Source organism: Labilibaculum sp., from assembly GCF_041595635.1.
Taxonomy (GTDB): Bacteria; Bacteroidota; Bacteroidia; order Bacteroidales; family Marinifilaceae; genus Labilibaculum.
Genome location: NZ_JBFHJW010000006.1, coordinates 33217 through 51651, shown reverse-complemented (window position 1 = coordinate 51651; position 18435 = coordinate 33217). Strand labels below are relative to the sequence as shown.

The following is an 18435-nucleotide window of genomic DNA, read 5'->3' as shown; positions in this document are numbered from 1 at the left end:
TTTTTTGCTTAATCCTAATTAACAAGAGAAGAGATTACAATAAATGAGCCTGTAATAATATTGATTCCAATCACTATTTTTCTGAATTTATCAGGTTCAATTTTACCCGAAAATTTAGCACCAACATGAGAGCCGAAAAATAGAATCGGCAGACAAAAAAGCGATAAGTTCACCGATTGCATTTCTATCATGCCTTTCATTAAAAAGGCAACAGTAGTAAAAAATGATGAGAAAGTACCGAACCAGGCAAATACACCTCGAAATTTGTCTTTAGGATATCCTTTTCGATTCATGGCTATGACTAGTGGTGGTCCGCCAACCGATATCGAACTGCTTAGAATTCCACTAACAAATCCGGCAAAAACAATGGGAAAGTTTAAAAAGTGCTTGGCTAGTTTAATTTTTCCCAACATTTGAACGGAAAAAAGAATAACTAGAATGCCTGTAATGAGTCGAAGTGTATCGCTGCTTACATATTCAAGAGCATAAACCCCCAAGGGAATTCCTCCCAAGCTCGCAACAAACATAGGAATAAAATAGTAAGCTTTTATTTTTTCCTGTAGTTTAAGAAGAATAACTAAGCTACTTACTAAATTGAATAGACTCATGGCGGGAACTAAAATCTGCATCGGAAAAATGAGCGAGAGAAAAGGAACCGCAAGTAGGGCAAAACCAAAACCGGTCATGCCTTTTATAAATGCTGCCGAAAGAATAACAATACCGCATAGAACAATTTGAATGATACTTATATCATGCATGGCAAATGGTACAATAAGTTTGCTTTGAATGATACAAAAATAGCTTAATTTCTTATGTTTTGTGCTTGAATATTGTTTAAAGTTCTTGCTCTAGGAATGTTGTAAAGCTTCTTTTAAAAAAGGAAAAAGAGTGTGTATTTGAATGGCAACATTCGACATGAAAAGTTTTACCGATATAGCAAGTAATATAATTCCAAATACTTTGCGTAAAATAAGAATTCCTCCTTCACCTAGTATTCTCTCAACGAAATCAGTGGAACGTAAAACCAGGTACACAAACGCCAAGTTCAAAATAATTGCTACAATAATGTTTTCGGTAGCATATTCGGCACGTAAAGATAAAACCGTAGTAAATGAACCTGCTCCGGCAACCAAAGGAAAGGCGATAGGTACAATGGAAACCCCACCTGGGCCATCGTATTTAATAATTTCCACACCCAAAGCCATTTCAACACCCATAATAAATAAAATTATAGAACCAGCGATGGCAAAACTTGAAATGTCTACTCCAAACAAGCCTAGTAAATTATCTCCCAAAAAAGTAAAGATGATTAATACGCAAAGTGCTACCAAAGTAGCCTTTAAGGCTTCTATTTCACCACCTTTTTGTTTTAAATCCACAATAATAGGAATGCCGCCAATAATGTCAATTACTGCAAATAATACGATAGAGGCAGATATGATTTCAAGAAAATTAAAACTCATTTCAATTCAAATTTAGGGTCCTTACTGTTTATGATTTGCTATTAAACTTACTATTTTTTAATTGATTCGATAAAATATCTAGTTCAATATTTTTGCCGATTAAAAGAATTACTGTTAAGAATATTTGTAATTAGATCGACAATGTTAAAAAATGCACAAATAATGATTGTAATTGTTTAATTTTATAATCGACGCGAAGATAGATCTTTTTTTGAATTACCTGCTTTTTTTAGGTGAAAATATTCTAGGTTAGAAAGTTTATACTTTACTTGTTTGTCAATAAAAAAAGACCTTAGCTTAGCTAAGGTCTTCAATTTATGATTTTTACTTTTCTTTACTGATCCGATTTCAGAGGAATAAAATCTAGCGAAATGCTATTTACACAGTGCCGGGTATTTTTGGAGGTGAATCCTTCTCCCAAAAAAACGTGACCAAGATGCCCATCGCAATTGGCACAAACAATTTCGGTTCTTCTACCGTCTGTGTCAGTTATTCGTTTAACGGCTCCTTCTATTTCATCGTCGAAACTTGGCCAACCACAATGTGACTCAAATTTGCTATGGGATAGATAGAGTTCTGCATTGCATTGCTTGCAGGTGTAGACACCAGATGCTTTGTTGTGTAGGTATTTTCCAGTTCCGGGATATTCGGTTCCTTTGTCGATTATTACTCTCTTTTCGTCTGCGGTAAGCTGATTGTATTGATCTTTTTTCATTATTTTTTGCGCCAATAAATTATTGCTAAACAAAAGGATAGTTCCCAGTAAAATAATGTATTTATTCATAGTTTCATCTCCTTATTTTGAATGATTCTAAAGATAATGGAAAAATTAATCAGTTCAAAGTTTTAGGAGTGCTTCTCATTAGGCATTTTGTTATTGAGTTTGCCTTTGAGTGAAGGATTTTGTGAGGGAGGGAATGATACAAATCATTAAAAAATCTTGAAATGTGAAATAACATTTGAGATTGGATTTTTATAATGTTTGATTAGGAAATTTATAGAAGAAAGTGACTTGTTATACCAGATGTTTTTGAATTAATTTAATTAGGTTGTCTTTTTTTACTGGCTTAGAAATGTAATCATCGCAACCATTTTCTAAAGATTTTGTTTTATCGCCAAGAAGAGCAAAAGCGGTTTGTGCAATAATAGGAAGGTTTGGTCGTATTTTTTTGATTTCCTTTGTGGCCTCATATCCATCCATTAATGGCATTTTAATATCCATTAAAACCAAATCAATTTTTTCGTTATCAGTGCAGATTTGAACTGCTTCAATACCATTTTTGGCAACCAAAACATTGCAATGAATTTGGGTTAACAATTCTTCAAAATAAATTCTGTTGAATTCTTCATCCTCTACAACTAGTATTAGTTTGTTTTTTTCATTATTCATATCAGTACGTAAATATGATACCAAATATATGTTATCTTTTCGATCTATTGAAATCAAATATGCATTAAAATCAAAAAAAATGTATATTCTATTTTAAATCATAGTATGCAATTTGCATAAGTGTCCTACTAATAGGTATTTGCGTGCAGTATAGATTTAACTATAAATTAATGTGATTTCGTCTTTACAATTTGGCTTGGATAAATAGTATTGACCTTAAGTAGGGTACTTGCTAAATTACTAGGGTCAACTTTTATGTTTGAAACCTTCTTGGTGTGTGTTTTCACAGATTAAAAAAATAGAATAATCAAAAGTTTTCTATATCTTAGGTTCTGAGGAACATAAATTTTAAAGAAAATCAATTATGGATGATGAAACTGAATTAATCTGTGTTTTTATAGGATCGAAAATCAATGTTCAATTTTATAAGGAAAGATTGGAAGAAAATGGAATCCCTTCTTTATGGAGAGATGATTCTCAATCGGGGAGTATTGTTGGGATGGGGGGAACTCCTGATTCGGTGGAATTACTTGTCGAAAATAAGAATGTTGCTAAAGCACGTGTTTGTATTGAAGAGTTACAGAAAAAACACTAAATAAGATGGGGATGAGACAAAGTGTAACACTTTTATTGTTTGTAATTCTGTTTTTTGGAGGTGCAAGTGCACAGGAAAAGCCAGATATGGTAACTGATCGTCCTGACCAAACTGAATCGGCCAGTCTGATTTCTCCAAAAGGTTTACAAATAGAATCGGGCTTCGCTTTCGAGAAAACGGATGCTGATATCAATAATACTACCTTTAATACAACTTTGTTGCGTTATGGTCTTGTGGATAATATTGAACTTCGCATGGGTTTCTCCTATCAGGGAATACATTCTTCAGAAGAGGAAGATTCTTATACGGAGCGAGGTTTTGGCCCCTTGAGTATTGGTGCTAAATTCCATTTGCTAGAAGATGAAGGGAAACCAAAATTAGCCTTGCTAACTACAATTTCGATTCCACATAGTGGATCAAGTACTTTTGAAAATGAAAATTTAGGTGCTGATATAAGGGTTACGGGTGATTACTTTTTAAATGAAGCAATGTCGTTAGGTATGAATTTGGGTGTTGCCTGGAGTGGAGTAGAGGACGAAGATTATGCCGTAGGGGTTTATACTGCTGTTGTTGGCATTAGTCTGTCGCAGAAATTGGGCGCTTTTGCTGAATTATATGGTTTTCTGCCTAATGAAGGGAAAAATGATCATCGTTGGGATGCTGGTATGACTTATTCGGTAAATGATGATTTGCAGCTAGATTTTTCAACTGGAATCGGATTAAGTGAGGTTTCTCCAGATTTTTTTCTTAGCTTAGGTTTGTCAATTAGAATGCCTTTATAAAAGGTATTGTATACATCAATTCAGAGAAGGCTTGTTTAGGATAACTGAACAGGCTTTTTTCTTGTTTATTCTTTGATGTTTTCTGCTAGCATAGTCGCAGCAATGGTATGGGTTTAGACGATAAAACATTAATTGACTTTTGATTTTAGGATTCTTTTCGTGTTTCGAATCATAGAGAAGGTGTATAGGAAGAGAGCACACCAGATCATTCCAAAGGCAATGGCTTGTTCGTGACGAAATTTTTCTTTGTATATCAATACGCCGATTAATAACATTAGGCTAGGACCTATGTACTGCATAAAGCCCAATGCAGAAAGAGGAATTCGTTGTGCACCTTTAGCGAACCAATAAAGAGGAAAGCTGGTTACAATTCCAGTTAGGATTAAATAAATGTCAGTTAAAAAATTGCCTGCAAAGAAAGCGCTTGTTCCTATCCAAATTTTGTAAATAATAAATACAAATGCCAGAGGTGTTAGAAGTAAAGTTTCTATGCAAAGTGCCGGAATAGCATCGATTCCAGCTGTTTTTTTCACCAAACCATACAAAGCAAATGTGCATGCAAGAAGAATTGAGATCCATGGAAATTTACCGTAATCGATAGTAAGATAAATTACAGCAGTAGAGGCAAGCAGAAGTGCTGCAAATTTTAACTTGTCTAATTTTTCATTTAATACAAGTATTCCAAGAAATACATTCGCAATAGGATTGATATAGTAACCCAAGCTTGCTTCAACAATTTGATTTGTATTTACGGCATAGATAAAGAAGCCCCAATTAACCCCAATTAGTAAGGAAGAAGTGATAAGGCTATTGCGAGTTTTCTTTTGTTTCAGAAGATTGAGTAATTTGCTTTGTCGAGTCCAAAACAAGAAGAAAGCTAGAAAAATGAAGGACCAAAAAATTCGATGAGCAAGTATTTCAAAGGCTGAAACATGAGATAATAATTTCCAAAAGATGGGTAAAATTCCCCATGCGAAAAAAGCTTGCATGGCATATACATAGCCCATTTTATTGTCTTTTGATTTCTCCATTTTTTACCCTTTACTTTTTTTAGATTTGCAAATGTACTTAAAATGTAGAGGGTATTTTTAAAAGTATGAGAATTCTAAAAGGTCTGTAAGTGGCGAGTATTTTCAGGGATGGTTTTCAAAAAGGATTAAATAATTCAGATGAAAAAATAATTCAAAACGCCTTAGCCATTTTTACTAATACCCTTTAAGCGTTCCATATTCAGAATTTCGATAGTTTTTCCTTTAAGAGAAATCACTTTATCATTATTCAAATTAGTAAGAATTCTGGAAACACTTTCACGCGAATTACCTGTTAAATCGCCTAACTCTTGTCTTGATAGAGGAAGTTCAAAGATAGATTCATTAAATATTTTATCTGCGAAGAAGCAGATCCCTTCTGCAATTCGACCCTGACTTTGTTTTTGGACTTGACTTACACAATGATCGAAGTGACCCAATTCATTTTTGCATAATTCTTTAATAATTTCAAAAGCAAAATTGCTGTTGGTAGCTAGGAATTCTTTAAAAGCTGAGAGCTCAACGAAACATACATCAGTTTCTGTTAATGCTGTGGCAGAATAGCGATTGACTTTATCGCCAAAAGTTGTTGGGATTCCTAAATAAGTTGGTCCTTTTACAATTTTTAAAATTTGATCCCGATCAGGTCCATTAATATGAATTTTAACAAGTCCTTTTTTCACATAGATGATGTTCGACGAAAGGGCATATTGTTTAAAAATTACATCACCTTTCATGAATTTAACATTTGAACAACTAGCTTCTAACATTGATAATTCTTTATCCTTAAGCTGTGATGTAGCAGTTGATCTGTTATTGCAATTAATACATGTGATCTGGCTCATATTTCTGCTTTTTTATTAAAGAATTTATTATTCAATAAATAGCGCCTATTTATTGATGTTTTATCTGAGTTCTATATGAATTGCATTCATTTTATTGATGTATTCGTATGCAAATATATAAATATTTCGACAATGTGATATGAATCACACTTAAATATGTTTGAACTCACGCTTAAAATAATAAAAAATATTTTTTACTAATCTATATTTGGATTATGATATTCTTATAAAAGAAATAAGAAACGGAGATTAAATTGAGATATAATAATTTGTCTATCTGGATTTACGGTAAGCATTGGTATAGCTAGAAACTAGAAGCCGGAAAATTAGATTGATTTGACTGATAATATTTTCGGAATAAAATATGTCCTGATATCTGTAGTACACTCCGATATTAATTCATTAAAAAAACAAAAAATGCAACAAGTAACAGAAGTTCAAGCTATTGATTTTCAAATGCAAATGGACGCCTTAACAAAGAGGGTAGCCATGTTGGAAAATATGAATCAAGATCAGCTATCTATAGCGATAGTTTCTGGTGATTTTGATAAGATTTTGGCGGCGATGGTTATTTCTCTGGCAGCAGCAACGATGGATACAGAGGTGAAATTATTCTTTTCATTTTGGTCTCTTGCAGCCTTGCGTGATCCTAAAAAAAGAGCACATGGAAAGAACTTTATTTCTAAGATGTTTGGTGTAATGCTTCCTAGAGGAAAGGAAAAACTGAAGATGTCAAATATGAATATGGGGGGAATGGGACCACGTATGATTAAGTCTATCATGAAAAAACATGGGGTTCTTTCATTAGAAGAGATGTTTAAGCAAGCAGGAGACCTTGGGATTGAAATTACTATCTGTGAGATGTCGATGGATTTAATGGGAATTAAAAAAGAAGAATTGATTGACTATCCGAATATGCGCTTTGCAGGTGCAGTTACGTTTGCAGGAGATATGGGTGAGAGTTCAGCTCAACTTTTTATATAATAGAAATATATTTTTTAATTATTAAAACTTAAGATCATGACACAAGAAGATTTATTGACAATAAAAGCAGATACAAGTGTAGATGCACGTGGAACTTCATGCCCAGGACCATTGTTAGCAGCTAAAAAAGCAATTGGAACTATTGAAAAAGGTCAGATCATGGAAGTTCTTTCAGCTGATGAAGGAACAAGAATTGATATTCCAAAATGGTGCAACAAAAAAGGATTCGAATGTTTAGGTACTCTAGAGGAATCTGGTTTTTATAAAATTTATCTAAAAAAATAAAGATGGAAGCGGAAAAAGTAAATAAAAACCCTAAGATTCTGGTTTTTTCCACGGAAAAAATATCGGATCCAGCCATTGATATGGCGGGTTTATTGAAATTACATTATCCGCCTACAGTTTATACCATTACTGTGCCTTGCTCAAGTGGGATTAAGCCCAAATGGATTTTACATGCTCTTGAGCGAGGTTTTGATGGTGTTTTTATTGCTGCTGATGGCACCGACTGTCCTTATGGTGAATCTTGTGTCGATAAAACAGGGCAGCTTGTAGGTACAATTCAAGAAACTTTAAAAGAAAAAGGAATGGATCCTGCTCGTCTGAAAATGGCGGCTATTTGTTCTGTGTGTAGTGAACCATTCGTAAAACATGTAAGGAGTTTTACTAAGTATTTAATGAATTCTTCAAACTAAGTAGAATGTCGGAAAAAAAAATATTAGAATATGATGTTCTTGTTGTTGGCGGAGGAATTTCTGGCGGAGAAGCGGCTCTTAATTTGGCAAATCTTAATTATAAGGTTTTGGTAGTCGAGAAAGACCTATCTCTAGGTGGAAAAATGATTGCCCTTAGCAAGGTATTCCCAACTCTGGATTGCGCGGCTTGTATTACCACTCCCAAAGTATCCGAAATATCCAGACACCCCAATATTACTATCATGTTTAGCGCTGAAGCTAAAAAAATAGATAAATTGGACGAACATAATTTTGAAGCTCATGTACATCAAAAACCAAGATATGTAAATATCGATGGTTGTACTGCTTGTCAGTTGTGCGAAAAAGCTTGTCCAGTAAGTGTTATCGACCAATATCAGCAAGGATTAATTGGTCGTAAAGCGGCTTTTATTCCATTTAGTATTGCTAGTCCGCGTGCTGCCGCAATCGATATAACTAATTGCACACTTTGTGGTGCTTGCGAAAGAGCCTGCCCAACAGGATGTATTGATTTTACCCAGACCGATAATGATTATGTGGTAAATGCAAAAGCTGTTGTTGTTGCTACTGGCTTTAAATTATTTGATCCAGTAAAAATTCCTCGTTACGGTTACGGAAAATATAAAAATGTAATTACTTCCATGCAAATGGAAAGACAACTCGCTCCAACCAGGCCTTTTAATGCGATTCTAAGACCGGGAGATGGTAAGATGCCTGATAATATTGCCTATGTTTTGTGTACCGGATCAAGGGATAAATCAGTTGGAAATCCTATCTGTTCTCAGGTGTGTTGTATGTATTCCATTAAACAAGGTCAGTTGTTAATGGGGTCGCTTCCTATGGCTGATGTTACCATTTACTATCTGCATATTAGAGCATTTGGTAAAGGGTTTAATGAGTTCTACGAACAGTCCAAAGAGATGGGGGTAGAATTTATTAAAGGAAAAATTGGAAATATAAAGGAAAAGGAGAATGGAAACTTGGTTCTTAGATACGAAGATATAGAAGAAGGTAAAATGAAGGAAGCAGAACATGATATGGTAGTACTTTCTGTTGGTATCATGTCCAATTCTGAAATTTCCGATTCTTTTCAAGGAGAATCATTACTACTGGATGATTATGGTTTTATCAATCAGAATGACATTTTGGCTAGTCCAGCGGAAACAAATATTGAAGGTGTTTTTGTTGCAGGAACCGCAACTGGACCAATGGATATTCCTGATTCAATTTTATCAGCAGGAGCTGCTTCCGCAGAAACTACAAGTTATTTAAGGAGGGATGCTTTATGAAAAAGAAGATAGGTGTTTACGTATGCCATTGTGGTGGTAATATTTCTGATTATGTAGATGTAGAGAAGGTTAGAGAAGAAATTGAGAAAGATGAAGGGGTTTTTTTAGCGAAAACCACCATGTTTGCTTGTGCCGATTCTAACCAAAAGGATATGGTGACTGATATTGCAGAAAAGCAATTAGATGGTGCTGTAGTTGCTTCGTGTTCTCCTAAGTTGCACTTACTTACCTTTAGTGCAGTTGCTGAAAGGGCTGGGTTGAATAAATACAATTACATTCATGCAAATATCAGAGAACAGGCTTCATGGGCGCATTCTGATGATAAAGTTGGAGCAACAGAAAAAGCCATTCAGATTGTGAAAGCGGCGGTTGCTAAAGTGAAAAGATCCAATGCTCTTGTACCCATTCGTGTGAAAGCTACCAATGCTGTTGCCGTTGTTGGTGCTGGCGTATCAGGTCTTCGTTCTGCAATTGAATTAGCAGAATCTGGAGCTTATGTTTATTTAATTGAAAGAGAATTTTTTGTTGGTGGTCGAGTTGCTCAATGGGATGATTTATTTGTTTCAAAAGAGACAGGTAAAGAATTAATTACTCGCTTGTACAATAGAGCAATGAATCATAAAAATATTACTCTTTTTACTGGGGCTGAAATTGTTGAAAATAGTGGTAGTGTAGGTAATATTTCCTTAAAAGTGAGAGTTTCTCCTCGTCATATGAAATTGGATTGTGATGAGGGCAATTTGAAGAAAGCAATTGATATTTGCCCTGTAAAAGTTCTAGATAAGTTTAACTTCAATATCACTACTCGTAAAGCGATATACCACAATTTTCCTGAAGAATATCCTCAATTACCAGTAATTGATATGGAGAATTGTACTCGCTGCGGAGAATGTGAAAAAGTATGTGAAAATGTTGATTTTAGTCAGAAAGAGGAATTTTTAAACATTCAAGTTGGTTCTGTTTTATTAGCAACAGGTTTTGATCCATATGAACCGAAAAAGGATGAATTTGGATATGGAACTGTTGATAATGTAATTACTCTTCCTCAATTTAAACGCTTGGTACATTATTGTGATGACAAACTTGTTTATAAAGGAAAAGAAGTCAAAAACATTGCTTACATCTATTGCGTAGGTAGTCGTCAGGCAAACGGAGAGAATAAGTATTGCTCCAGATATTGTTGTACAGCTACTATTCATGCAGCAATCACAGCCAAAAATAAATACAAAGAGATATATAATTTCCATTTTAATCGGGGTATTCGAACCTACGGGAAACAGGAGATTTTGTATGATGAGTCCTCCAGGAAGGGCGATATTTATTTACAATCATTTGAAGATCATCCGCCGGTTGTATCTATGGATGGCGATAAAACAATTGTTACGATTAAGGATATCCTGACTACCGATAAAACTTTGGAAGTAGAAGCTGATTTGGTTGTTTTGGTTACGGGAATGGTTCCTCGTGAAGACAATTCCATTGGTAGCCTTTTAAAAGTTCCTAAGGGCAGAGATAATTTCTTTAATGAAATTCACATGAAGTTGCGGCCGGTTGAAACTGTAATCGATGGTGTAACTATTGCAGGCGCTTCTCAAGGGCCTAAGAATATTATGGAATCAATGAATTCATCTTTGGCAGCTGCAACTAAGTCTTTTTCATTAATTGCTGCGGGAGAACTTGCTCTTTCACCTACTATTGCCAAAGTTGATGCTGATAATTGCGAATGGTGTGGTAAATGTGATGATGCATGTCCGTTTAGTGCCTTAACAAAAATAGATGTTAACGCCAAACAAATTGCTGTTGTTAACGAGGCTGTTTGTAAAGGTTGCGGTATGTGTATGCCTGTTTGTCCATCTAACGCAATTGAATTAATTGGTTATACTGACGATCAAATAGAAGGTATGATAGATGCTTTAATATCAACTCATTAAAATTACTAGATATGGAAGTTGAAAAAGGTAAAACTGCAAAATACAGGAAGGAAAAGAATCCAGTGGCCAAAGAGGTTATGGAGAATCTCAAATATTTTACAAAAACAAAAAAGAGATTGATGGATGCTTTAAAGGATGGGGACAAAACTGTTCCGCAACTTGCCGAAGCATTAAGTATTCCCGCAGATGAAATTTTATATCAAATAATGAGCTTGTTAAAATATGGTTTTGTTGAAACAGGTAAAATAGACGATATGGATGAATATTTTTATTATAAAATAAAGAACAATGGCAAGGATTAATCCTAAATTCATAACAGAGTTGAAAAGCTATGGTGCATTTGATACAAATGCATGTTACAATTGCGGAAATTGTACTGCTGTATGCTCTTTGTCAGACGAAGACAACTCATTTCCACGGAAAATGGTAAGATATAGTGTCCTTGGCTTGGAGGATGAAATACAGACCTCAATGGAACCATGGCTTTGCTACTATTGTGGTGATTGTAGTGCAACTTGTCCACGAGAAGCGCAACCAGGCGAATTGATGATGACACTTCGAAGGTACCTTACTTCAAAATACGATTGGACAGGTCTATCTGGAATGCTCTATAAATCATTAACCACAAGTGTTATTGCATTTGTTTTAGTAGCGATTGGAGTCATGTGGTTTGCCGCAGATCAAAATTTTATGTTCGAGCGTTTATTGCACTATGGTCATTATTTTGAGATGTTGGCAATTGGCGGAGTATTTTTAGTGATTTTACTCCCTAATCTTATAAGAATGTGGAACATGGCTATTCGTAAATCAGAGGTTAAAGTGCCATTTTCTGCCTATTTTAAATCACTTGGCGAATTAATTGTTCACATGTTTACACAAAAGAGAACATTGGGGTGTGACGATAATCAGACTCGTTGGTTCCAACATCTGATACTGGTAATTGGCTATTTATCATTACTCTTCACTACTGTTTTTCTAGACTGGTTTTCTACTGAGAGTAGTTTTATAATGGTTCTTGGTTACATTGAGAGTGTAATTATTTTATCGGTAACATTCATTTTTATGATTGGACGTTTAAATAAGAAGGCACAGGTGAGTAAAAATTCTCATCCTAGTGACTGGTTTTTTGTTATCTGGTTATTTTTAATGGGATTTAGTGCTTTTGTTGTTCGGGTATTTATTGATTTGGATATTTTGGAAACAAATATTTGGATGTATATGATTCATTTGATTGTTCTTGTTCAGTGGGCTATAATTATTGTGCCTTTCGGAAAATGGACCCATTTCTTATATCGTTCCTTTGCAATGTATTTTGAAAAATTAAAAAGCTTTTCGGTATCCTAAACTAGTATGAGTTTAAATAGAAAATTTAGTTGGATTAGTATAATAAGGTGACTTTGGATTTGACTTTCATTCATTTTACTTTATATGTAGGGATAGTTAATTCAAAATTTATATCAATGAATTTAAAGCCCGAGAGAGTATTAGCACCTCCAATTAGTTTTCTAATTGGAGGTTTTTTATGCTATTTGTTTGTCTGTTTTTTTGAAAATTATTACATTAAAAAGTAAAAATAATGGCACTCATGAAACGAAAACTTGATCAACATATTTTAGATGGCATGAGTAAGGATTTATCGAATTGGCACGGGCCTTTGTATTGCAATCGTAAAGATCCACGATTAATTGTACCGAAATATAATTTTTTAATGGGCTGGACTTTTAATTTTTCAAATCCATATTTATGTGTTTCTTTAATTGCTGTGTTTATCATCATAATTGCCTTTGTGTTATTGTTCTAGAAACTTTATTTTCTCCTGTTTTCAATTAACATAAAAGTGTTTAGTTGGTTAAATATTTATATATGTGCCAAATTATAATTTACAAGCCAAAGAATTATTTTATATTTGTTTCTTAAATAAATATTGAATGATACGATTCCATCTCTGTTTAACGAACTGTTTACTCCTGTGTTGTAGTTTTGTTACTTTTGCTCAATCTGGTTCTAAAAATCACACAGAATTTCTGTCGAAAGAGGAAATAAATCAAAAAGTTAGAGATTTAAGCAATGAGTGTTGGCAATTGCGAGAAATAAATTCTGATAGTGCAATTTTTTTTGGTGAGGAGGCATTGCATCTGGCCTTAGATAATAATTTAGAGAAAGAACTACCTCGAATATACGGCTATCTTAGTGTTGTGCAATTGCATTATCAATACAAAACAAAAGAATCTCTCCCTTATTTACATGCAGCACTCGAATACAGCCTGAAACAAAAAGATTCAACACAACTAGCCTACTCCTATAATAATTTGGGAGATTTATACCTAATAACCGGAAACATTCCTTTGTCTCTGCAATTTTCAGAATATTCTCTCGAATTATTTGAAAAGTTAGGCAACCCTGTTGGCGAATCTTATTCGAATGTGAATGTGGGTTTAGTGTATCGTGCAAAGAAGGATTATAAGTTAGCCTTGGATTATTTAAATAGAGCAAAGCTTCTTCTCGAAAATGAAAACAATGAATTAGGTGTAGGTGCTATTATGCTCGAAATAGCAAGAACTTACGAAGAAAAAGGGAATTTAGATCTTGCGATGGATTTTTATCAGCGAGCCTATAATAAAAGTCAAATCTCTACGAATGTAAGGTATGCAGCATTTTCTTTGAATGGAATGGCTAATATATTTTATTTTCAAAAAGAGTACGAAAAGGCCTTTGCTTACTATCAGAATTCGCTAAAATTAAATGAAGAACGCAATCATGAATATGGCCTTATCAACGATTATATTGGAATGGCTTTGGTGTATGCTCAAAATAAGAAACGTGCGGAAGGTGAAGTTCTTCTTCAGAAGGCTCTGGAAATAGCCAATCGCTTAAGTTTAAATTCTAAGATATTAAATGTTTACAGTTCTTTTGCTACTTTCTATACAATATTGAATGATTATAAAAAGTCTACTGAGAGTTACAACATGTTTTTAACACAGTATGATTCCATTTATTCGATCCAGCAATCCGAGATCATTAACGAAATGCATAACCGATTTGCAATTAGAGAAACACTATCCAATACGGAAAAGGAATTGAATACACGGAAAAATGAAGAGGTGTATTTGGTGGTTATTATCATGCTAATGTTTTTAATTGTAGGTGTTCTTTTATGGCAGTATTATTCCCATCGTAAACTCAATCGTAAACTGGCAAAAATAAATCAGACAAAGGATAAATTGTTTTCTGTAATTTCACACGATTTAAAGAACCCTTTTAATACTTTAATTGGTTTTAGTAATCTTCTTTTGGAAGAAGTTAAAATGAAACAATATGAAAATATTGAAGAATTTACCAACTATATTTATCAATCTGCAACAGAAGGTTTGAAGTTATTGACTAACCTATTGGATTGGTCACGAGCTCAAACAGGAGCAATCGCTTTTCATCCTCAATCAATAAGCATCTCAAACTTATTTGATGAATTAAGTAGTTTTTTTGCATCAGAAGGGAAAAAGTACGATGTGAAAATTGAATTTCAGAATACAATAGACGAAGATTTAAAAGCGGATTCTGATATTTTGCGCACTATTTTGCGAAATTTAATTTCAAATGCGATTAAGTACACCAAAGAGGGAGGTTTAATTCAATTGCAAGCGCAAAGAGAAGATTCGAATGTTGTTATAACTGTAGAAGATGATGGAACAGGAATGTCAGAAGAAATTCAAAATAGCTTGTTTGATGCTACAAAAACAACGAGTAGCATTCGAGGTATTCATGATGAACAGGGAACAGGATTAGGTTTAAGTATTTGTGCAGAATTAATAAAAGTTCACAAAGGATCAATACAGGTGAGTAGTGTTTTGGGTAAAGGAAGTATTTTTACGATTAAGTTTCCTTTTGTTGAGTAAAAAAGTTCCGACTATTTACTGAGAAGTTGCTTAGGAAGAACTTTAAATATGGAAGAATATCTTATCGAAAGAGCTGTAAAAAAGAATTATTTCAGGAATTATTGTCTAAAAACTTTCTTGCAAAAATGGCAGGTTAAACACTTGTAAGTATTTGTTTGTGAGTCGTTTGTTGTTTTTTGTCTATTTTTAGGAACGTGTAATGAGGTGATCTAATTAAGATAAAAGTAACTATAATATTGTTTTTTTTATAACTTGCGTGCGTAGTTTTTGTTAATTCAACCTTAATTTTAAAGCTGCTATAGACGAACAAAACCATGATGAAACAGTATAAAAATTTAACATTTCCTACTCTTTTTACGGAAACAGTGGAGAAATTTGGAAGCTGTAACGCGATGGCCCTTGTAGGTCAAACTCCTTTTACCTATAATGAGGTACATTCCAACATTCAAGCTCTACTTGCATTTTACGAGAAATTAGGAATTAAACCAGGCGATAAAATAGCCGTGTTAAGCACTAACATGCCAAATTGGGGAATGGCATACTATGCAACCACTTTTATGGGAGCTGTTGTTGTTCCAATGTTGCCAGATTTTAGTGAATATGAAATTGAAAACATATTAAGGCATTCGGAAGCAAAAGTTATTTTTGTTTCGAAAGGTTTGGTTTCAAAAATAAAGAATTTAGATATCGATTCTTTGCAAACAAAAATTGCAATTGAAGATTTTAGTGTGCTTTCTTCATCAGAAAATGATGTGAAATTTGATATTACACAAAAACCAAATAGTACTTATGAAGTGAATGAGGACGATTTGGCAGCGATTATCTATACTTCGGGTACTACTGGAAAATCAAAGGGAGTAATGCTTTCGCATAAAAATATTTGTTCTAATGCGATTCGGTCAAAAGTAATTCATCCAATGGATGAAACGGATCGTTTCTTATCAATTCTTCCTTTGTCTCATACTTATGAGAATACCTTAGGATTTGTAATTCCGATGATTGCTGGAGCTTGTATTTACTATTTGGGAAAAACGCCCGTTCCTTCTCTTTTATTGAAAGCATTTAAGGAAGTAAAACCCACGATAATGTTCGCGGTTCCATTGATTATTGAGAAAATTTACCGAAGTAAAATATTGCCATCGATAAACAGCAAAGCAATCACTAGGTTTTTATATAAAATGCCATTTTTCCGTAAGAAGCTAAATGTTATTGCAGGAAAAAAACTGATGGAAACTTTTGGTGGTGAACTAACCTTTTTTGGAATTGGTGGTGCAAAATTGAATTCTCAAGTTGAGTTGTTTTTGCGGGAAGCGAAATTTCCTTACGCCATAGGCTACGGATTAACAGAGACTGCTCCTTTACTAGCAGGATGTGGTCCTGCAATTACAAAATTTCAGTCAACAGGTCCTGCTGTAATTGAAACAGAGTTGAAAATTCACAATCCTGATCCCATAACTCAAATTGGAGAGCTATGGGCAAAATCAGAAAGTATAATGATGGGCTACTATAAAGAACCAGAAATGACTAAAGAGGTTATTACTGAGGATGGATGGTTCAAAACTGGTGATCTTGCTAAATTAGATAAGGATAACTACCTGTCTATAGAAGGTCGCTTAAAAAATATGATTGTGGGTTCTAGTGGAGAAAATATTTATCCAGAAGAAATTGAATCTGTAATCAACAACTTTAAACACGTTGTTGAATCTGTTGTAATAGAGCAAAAAGGACGATTAGTTGCCATGGTTCATTTTAACTATGACGAATTGGGACAACAATATAAAAATGTAAAAAAAGAAATTGGTAATTATGTAGACACTCAAGTAGATGACTTGTTGGCAGAATTACAGGTCTATGTGAATTCAAGAGTTAACAAATTCTCTCAAATTCAATTGGTCGTAGCTCATGTTGATCCGTTTCAAAAAACGGCAACACACAAAATAAAACGATTTTTATATTGCTAAATACAATAAAAGGCTGATTCAATATCAGCCTTTTTTTTTATCCTCTTTTCATTCAATTTTACTACCGGGGTATAGTGCCTTACGGGCTTTTGTTTTTATGTTTCTCGACAGAAAAACTATCTGAGTCAGTGTTGTATGTGTCAGAATATCAGTATTAAAAAATATTTTATCGGATCTTATGCAAAATCTGGATAAAATAGAGCAGTCGTTTCTTAAATTAATAATCATACATTTGTTACGCGATTTGGCAATAGTAGATCTCATGATCTGCTATTAAAGAGGGAATTCGGTTGAAGTCCGAAACTGTACCCGCAGCTGTAATCTCTATACCAAACTCTATTGCAGAATGCCACTGTGTCTTATGGAAGATATGGGAAGGCGCAATCTGAGGGAGAAAGTCAGAAGACCTGCCTTCGAGCAAATTTGTTTTATCGATACTTTCGGGATTAAAAGTAAGATTTGTGATGATATTTTATAGACTAATGCCTAAATGGCATCCGGGTTTTGTATCCCTTATCGGGGAAGGAAAAACTACCTGTAAACCAATTAAGGATGATTCTCTAATCATCTTGTTCTTAAGGCAAAGAGTTCAACTTTATTTGTTTTTTAAGCAAATTGTTCCCGCATTTAAAATTTATTCCCAGTAACTATGCTTTGTAGTTCATTTTGTTGATTTTTTTCGGCAAAAGATTCTATGTATCTCTATTTTGGAGGAGGTATGGATTGATTTTAGTGAGAGTGTAAAATGGGATTTATAAAATTTGAATGTTTCAGGTGCAAATTTTGACAATCTGAAATGATTAAAGTCAACAGATATATAAGGATGTGTAATCACATCATCAATAATAGGAAGATATGAGCGGAAAAGTGTTCGGAGTGGCTTTAGGGCCAGGCGATCCGGAATTAATAACGATAAAGGCACTGAAATGTCTGCAAAATGTAGAGAAGATCTACTATCCATCAACGCAAAGTCCAAAGGGAAATCAGGACAGTTTCTCATTGGTCATTTTAAAGCAACTGGATATAGAAGAGAGCAAATTTGTACCCATTCAGGTACCAATGAGTAAGGATCGATCTCATGCAGAAAAAGCTTACACCGAGCTATCTTTAAAGGTTCAGCAGGATGTGGCAGAAGGAAAGCAGGTGGCTGTGGTGAGTGAGGGCGATATCTCTTTTTTTAGCACATTTTCTTATCTCCTGAATGATTTTCATGCAAAAGGTGTTGATTTTGAGATGATTCCCGGAGTTCCGGCTTTTATATTAGGCGGATCGGCAGGCAAACTGCCATTGGTCACTCAAAACGATAAGCTTTTGGTGGCTCCCGATTTGGAAAATCAGCAGGAGCTAAAGGCTTTACTTGCTCAAAATCAAACGGTGGTGTTAATGAAAATTTCGAAGGTTCGGGAGTGGATCAAGGAATTTATTAAAGAAAGTAGATTACAATTCTTCTATGGTGAGTATTTAGGTACCGGGAAGCAATTCACCTGTACAGATATAGAATGCTTGAAGGATCGGAAAATTCCCTACTTCGCCATCATCATATTTTACGGTAATAAATAAG

19 protein-coding genes and 1 riboswitch are annotated in these 18435 nt (G+C 34.2%); of the genes, 13 read left to right on the top strand and 6 right to left on the bottom strand.

Annotated features, from left to right (window positions below; genetic code table 11):
* Nucleotides 1-14: 14 nt before the first annotated feature.
* From ABYT26_RS03235 to ABYT26_RS03220, 4 genes are all read right to left on the bottom strand, one after another.
* The gene (locus ABYT26_RS03235; protein WP_372751457.1) at nucleotides 15-758 is read right to left on the bottom strand and encodes a sulfite exporter TauE/SafE family protein; all 744 of its coding nucleotides are present in this window, start codon (nucleotides 756-758) and stop codon (nucleotides 15-17) included.
* A 90-nt stretch (nucleotides 759-848) separates the two neighbouring features.
* Nucleotides 849-1463, bottom strand: coding sequence for a MarC family protein (locus ABYT26_RS03230; RefSeq protein WP_372751456.1), 615 nt, complete (start codon nucleotides 1461-1463; stop codon nucleotides 849-851).
* Nucleotides 1464-1797: 334 nt separating this feature from the next.
* Nucleotides 1798-2247 carry a methionine-R-sulfoxide reductase gene (locus tag ABYT26_RS03225; RefSeq protein WP_372751455.1) on the bottom strand — a complete coding sequence of 150 codons (450 nt, stop codon included), beginning with the start codon at nucleotides 2245-2247 and terminating at the stop codon, nucleotides 1798-1800.
* Nucleotides 2248-2478: 231 nt separating this feature from the next.
* Nucleotides 2479-2853, bottom strand: a complete 375-nt coding sequence (locus tag ABYT26_RS03220; protein ID WP_372751454.1) for a response regulator — start codon at nucleotides 2851-2853, stop codon at nucleotides 2479-2481.
* 364 nt (nucleotides 2854-3217) lie between these two features.
* On the opposite strand from ABYT26_RS03220, the gene ABYT26_RS03215 reads away from it, so the two are divergent.
* Together ABYT26_RS03215 and ABYT26_RS03210 are read left to right on the top strand one after the other, a co-directional pair.
* On the top strand, nucleotides 3218-3448 hold the full coding sequence (locus ABYT26_RS03215) for a putative signal transducing protein (RefSeq protein WP_372751453.1): 231 nt from the start codon (nucleotides 3218-3220) through the stop codon (nucleotides 3446-3448).
* A gap of 11 nt (nucleotides 3449-3459) precedes the next feature.
* Nucleotides 3460-4230, top strand: coding sequence for a transporter (locus tag ABYT26_RS03210; protein WP_372751452.1), 771 nt, complete (start codon nucleotides 3460-3462; stop codon nucleotides 4228-4230).
* Nucleotides 4231-4358: 128 nt separating this feature from the next.
* Here the strand turns inward: ABYT26_RS03210 and rarD are convergent, their stop codons facing one another.
* Together rarD and ABYT26_RS03200 are read right to left on the bottom strand one after the other, a co-directional pair.
* Nucleotides 4359-5261: an EamA family transporter RarD gene (gene rarD, locus ABYT26_RS03205; protein WP_372751451.1), complete on the bottom strand. Its 903-nt coding sequence runs from the start codon at nucleotides 5259-5261 to the stop codon at nucleotides 4359-4361.
* 161 nt (nucleotides 5262-5422) lie between these two features.
* Nucleotides 5423-6103, bottom strand: a complete 681-nt coding sequence (locus ABYT26_RS03200; protein ID WP_372751450.1) for a Crp/Fnr family transcriptional regulator — start codon at nucleotides 6101-6103, stop codon at nucleotides 5423-5425.
* 417 nt (nucleotides 6104-6520) lie between these two features.
* On the opposite strand from ABYT26_RS03200, the gene ABYT26_RS03195 reads away from it, so the two are divergent.
* The 11 genes from ABYT26_RS03195 to cobI all read left to right on the top strand — a co-directional run bounded on the left by ABYT26_RS03195 (nucleotide 6521) and on the right by cobI (nucleotide 18434).
* On the top strand, nucleotides 6521-7087 hold the full coding sequence (locus tag ABYT26_RS03195) for a DsrE/DsrF/DrsH-like family protein (RefSeq protein ID WP_372751449.1): 567 nt from the start codon (nucleotides 6521-6523) through the stop codon (nucleotides 7085-7087).
* A 36-nt stretch (nucleotides 7088-7123) separates the two neighbouring features.
* Nucleotides 7124-7372 carry a sulfurtransferase TusA family protein gene (locus ABYT26_RS03190; protein ID WP_372751448.1) on the top strand — a complete coding sequence of 83 codons (249 nt, stop codon included), beginning with the start codon at nucleotides 7124-7126 and terminating at the stop codon, nucleotides 7370-7372.
* A 2-nt stretch (nucleotides 7373-7374) separates the two neighbouring features.
* Entirely contained in the window at nucleotides 7375-7782 is a 408-nt protein-coding gene (locus ABYT26_RS03185; RefSeq protein WP_372751447.1) for a hydrogenase iron-sulfur subunit, read from the top strand.
* Between the two features lie 5 nt (nucleotides 7783-7787).
* Complete coding sequence (locus ABYT26_RS03180) at nucleotides 7788-9089, top strand: FAD-dependent oxidoreductase (protein ID WP_372751446.1); 1302 nt, start codon at nucleotides 7788-7790, stop codon at nucleotides 9087-9089.
* Entirely contained in the window at nucleotides 9086-11020 is a 1935-nt protein-coding gene (locus ABYT26_RS03175; RefSeq protein ID WP_372751445.1) for a 4Fe-4S binding protein, read from the top strand. Before ABYT26_RS03180 ends, ABYT26_RS03175 begins: the two co-directional genes overlap by 4 nt.
* A gap of 11 nt (nucleotides 11021-11031) precedes the next feature.
* On the top strand, nucleotides 11032-11322 hold the full coding sequence (locus tag ABYT26_RS03170) for a winged helix-turn-helix domain-containing protein (RefSeq protein ID WP_372751444.1): 291 nt from the start codon (nucleotides 11032-11034) through the stop codon (nucleotides 11320-11322).
* The gene (locus tag ABYT26_RS03165; protein WP_372751443.1) at nucleotides 11309-12364 is read left to right on the top strand and encodes a 4Fe-4S dicluster domain-containing protein; all 1056 of its coding nucleotides are present in this window, start codon (nucleotides 11309-11311) and stop codon (nucleotides 12362-12364) included. The genes ABYT26_RS03170 and ABYT26_RS03165 overlap by 14 nt, the downstream gene beginning before the upstream one ends.
* A gap of 241 nt (nucleotides 12365-12605) precedes the next feature.
* Entirely contained in the window at nucleotides 12606-12821 is a 216-nt protein-coding gene (locus ABYT26_RS03160; protein ID WP_372751442.1) for a hypothetical protein, read from the top strand.
* A gap of 127 nt (nucleotides 12822-12948) precedes the next feature.
* The gene (locus ABYT26_RS03155) at nucleotides 12949-14913 is read left to right on the top strand and encodes an ATP-binding protein (RefSeq protein WP_372751441.1); all 1965 of its coding nucleotides are present in this window, start codon (nucleotides 12949-12951) and stop codon (nucleotides 14911-14913) included.
* A gap of 314 nt (nucleotides 14914-15227) precedes the next feature.
* Complete coding sequence (locus ABYT26_RS03150; RefSeq protein ID WP_372751440.1) at nucleotides 15228-16874, top strand: AMP-binding protein; 1647 nt, start codon at nucleotides 15228-15230, stop codon at nucleotides 16872-16874.
* Nucleotides 16875-17102: 228 nt separating this feature from the next.
* A riboswitch (cobalamin riboswitch) is annotated at nucleotides 17103-17304 on the top strand.
* Between the two features lie 425 nt (nucleotides 17305-17729).
* Nucleotides 17730-18434 (top strand): precorrin-2 C(20)-methyltransferase, encoded by a 705-nt coding sequence (cobI, locus tag ABYT26_RS03145; RefSeq protein WP_372751439.1) that lies wholly within the window; start codon nucleotides 17730-17732, stop codon nucleotides 18432-18434.
* Nucleotide 18435 lies beyond the last annotated feature (1 nt).

Coding starts and splice junctions, on each gene's coding strand:
- ABYT26_RS03220 (WP_372751454.1), bottom strand. CDS start 2,853: ATGAATAATGAAAAAAACAAACTAATACTAGTTGTAGAGGATGAAGAA.
- ABYT26_RS03230 (WP_372751456.1), bottom strand. CDS start 1,463: ATGAGTTTTAATTTTCTTGAAATCATATCTGCCTCTATCGTATTATTT.
- ABYT26_RS03150 (WP_372751440.1), top strand. CDS start 15,228: ATGATGAAACAGTATAAAAATTTAACATTTCCTACTCTTTTTACGGAA.
- ABYT26_RS03225 (WP_372751455.1), bottom strand. CDS start 2,247: ATGAATAAATACATTATTTTACTGGGAACTATCCTTTTGTTTAGCAAT.
- ABYT26_RS03210 (WP_372751452.1), top strand. CDS start 3,460: ATGAGACAAAGTGTAACACTTTTATTGTTTGTAATTCTGTTTTTTGGA.
- ABYT26_RS03185 (WP_372751447.1), top strand. CDS start 7,375: ATGGAAGCGGAAAAAGTAAATAAAAACCCTAAGATTCTGGTTTTTTCC.
- ABYT26_RS03190 (WP_372751448.1), top strand. CDS start 7,124: ATGACACAAGAAGATTTATTGACAATAAAAGCAGATACAAGTGTAGAT.
- rarD (WP_372751451.1), bottom strand. CDS start 5,261: ATGGAGAAATCAAAAGACAATAAAATGGGCTATGTATATGCCATGCAA.
- ABYT26_RS03195 (WP_372751449.1), top strand. CDS start 6,521: ATGCAACAAGTAACAGAAGTTCAAGCTATTGATTTTCAAATGCAAATG.
- ABYT26_RS03175 (WP_372751445.1), top strand. CDS start 9,086: ATGAAAAAGAAGATAGGTGTTTACGTATGCCATTGTGGTGGTAATATT.
- cobI (WP_372751439.1), top strand. CDS start 17,730: ATGAGCGGAAAAGTGTTCGGAGTGGCTTTAGGGCCAGGCGATCCGGAA.
- ABYT26_RS03160 (WP_372751442.1), top strand. CDS start 12,606: ATGAAACGAAAACTTGATCAACATATTTTAGATGGCATGAGTAAGGAT.
- ABYT26_RS03170 (WP_372751444.1), top strand. CDS start 11,032: ATGGAAGTTGAAAAAGGTAAAACTGCAAAATACAGGAAGGAAAAGAAT.
- ABYT26_RS03215 (WP_372751453.1), top strand. CDS start 3,218: ATGGATGATGAAACTGAATTAATCTGTGTTTTTATAGGATCGAAAATC.
- ABYT26_RS03155 (WP_372751441.1), top strand. CDS start 12,949: ATGATACGATTCCATCTCTGTTTAACGAACTGTTTACTCCTGTGTTGT.
- ABYT26_RS03200 (WP_372751450.1), bottom strand. CDS start 6,103: ATGAGCCAGATCACATGTATTAATTGCAATAACAGATCAACTGCTACA.
- ABYT26_RS03165 (WP_372751443.1), top strand. CDS start 11,309: ATGGCAAGGATTAATCCTAAATTCATAACAGAGTTGAAAAGCTATGGT.
- ABYT26_RS03235 (WP_372751457.1), bottom strand. CDS start 758: ATGCATGATATAAGTATCATTCAAATTGTTCTATGCGGTATTGTTATT.
- ABYT26_RS03180 (WP_372751446.1), top strand. CDS start 7,788: ATGTCGGAAAAAAAAATATTAGAATATGATGTTCTTGTTGTTGGCGGA.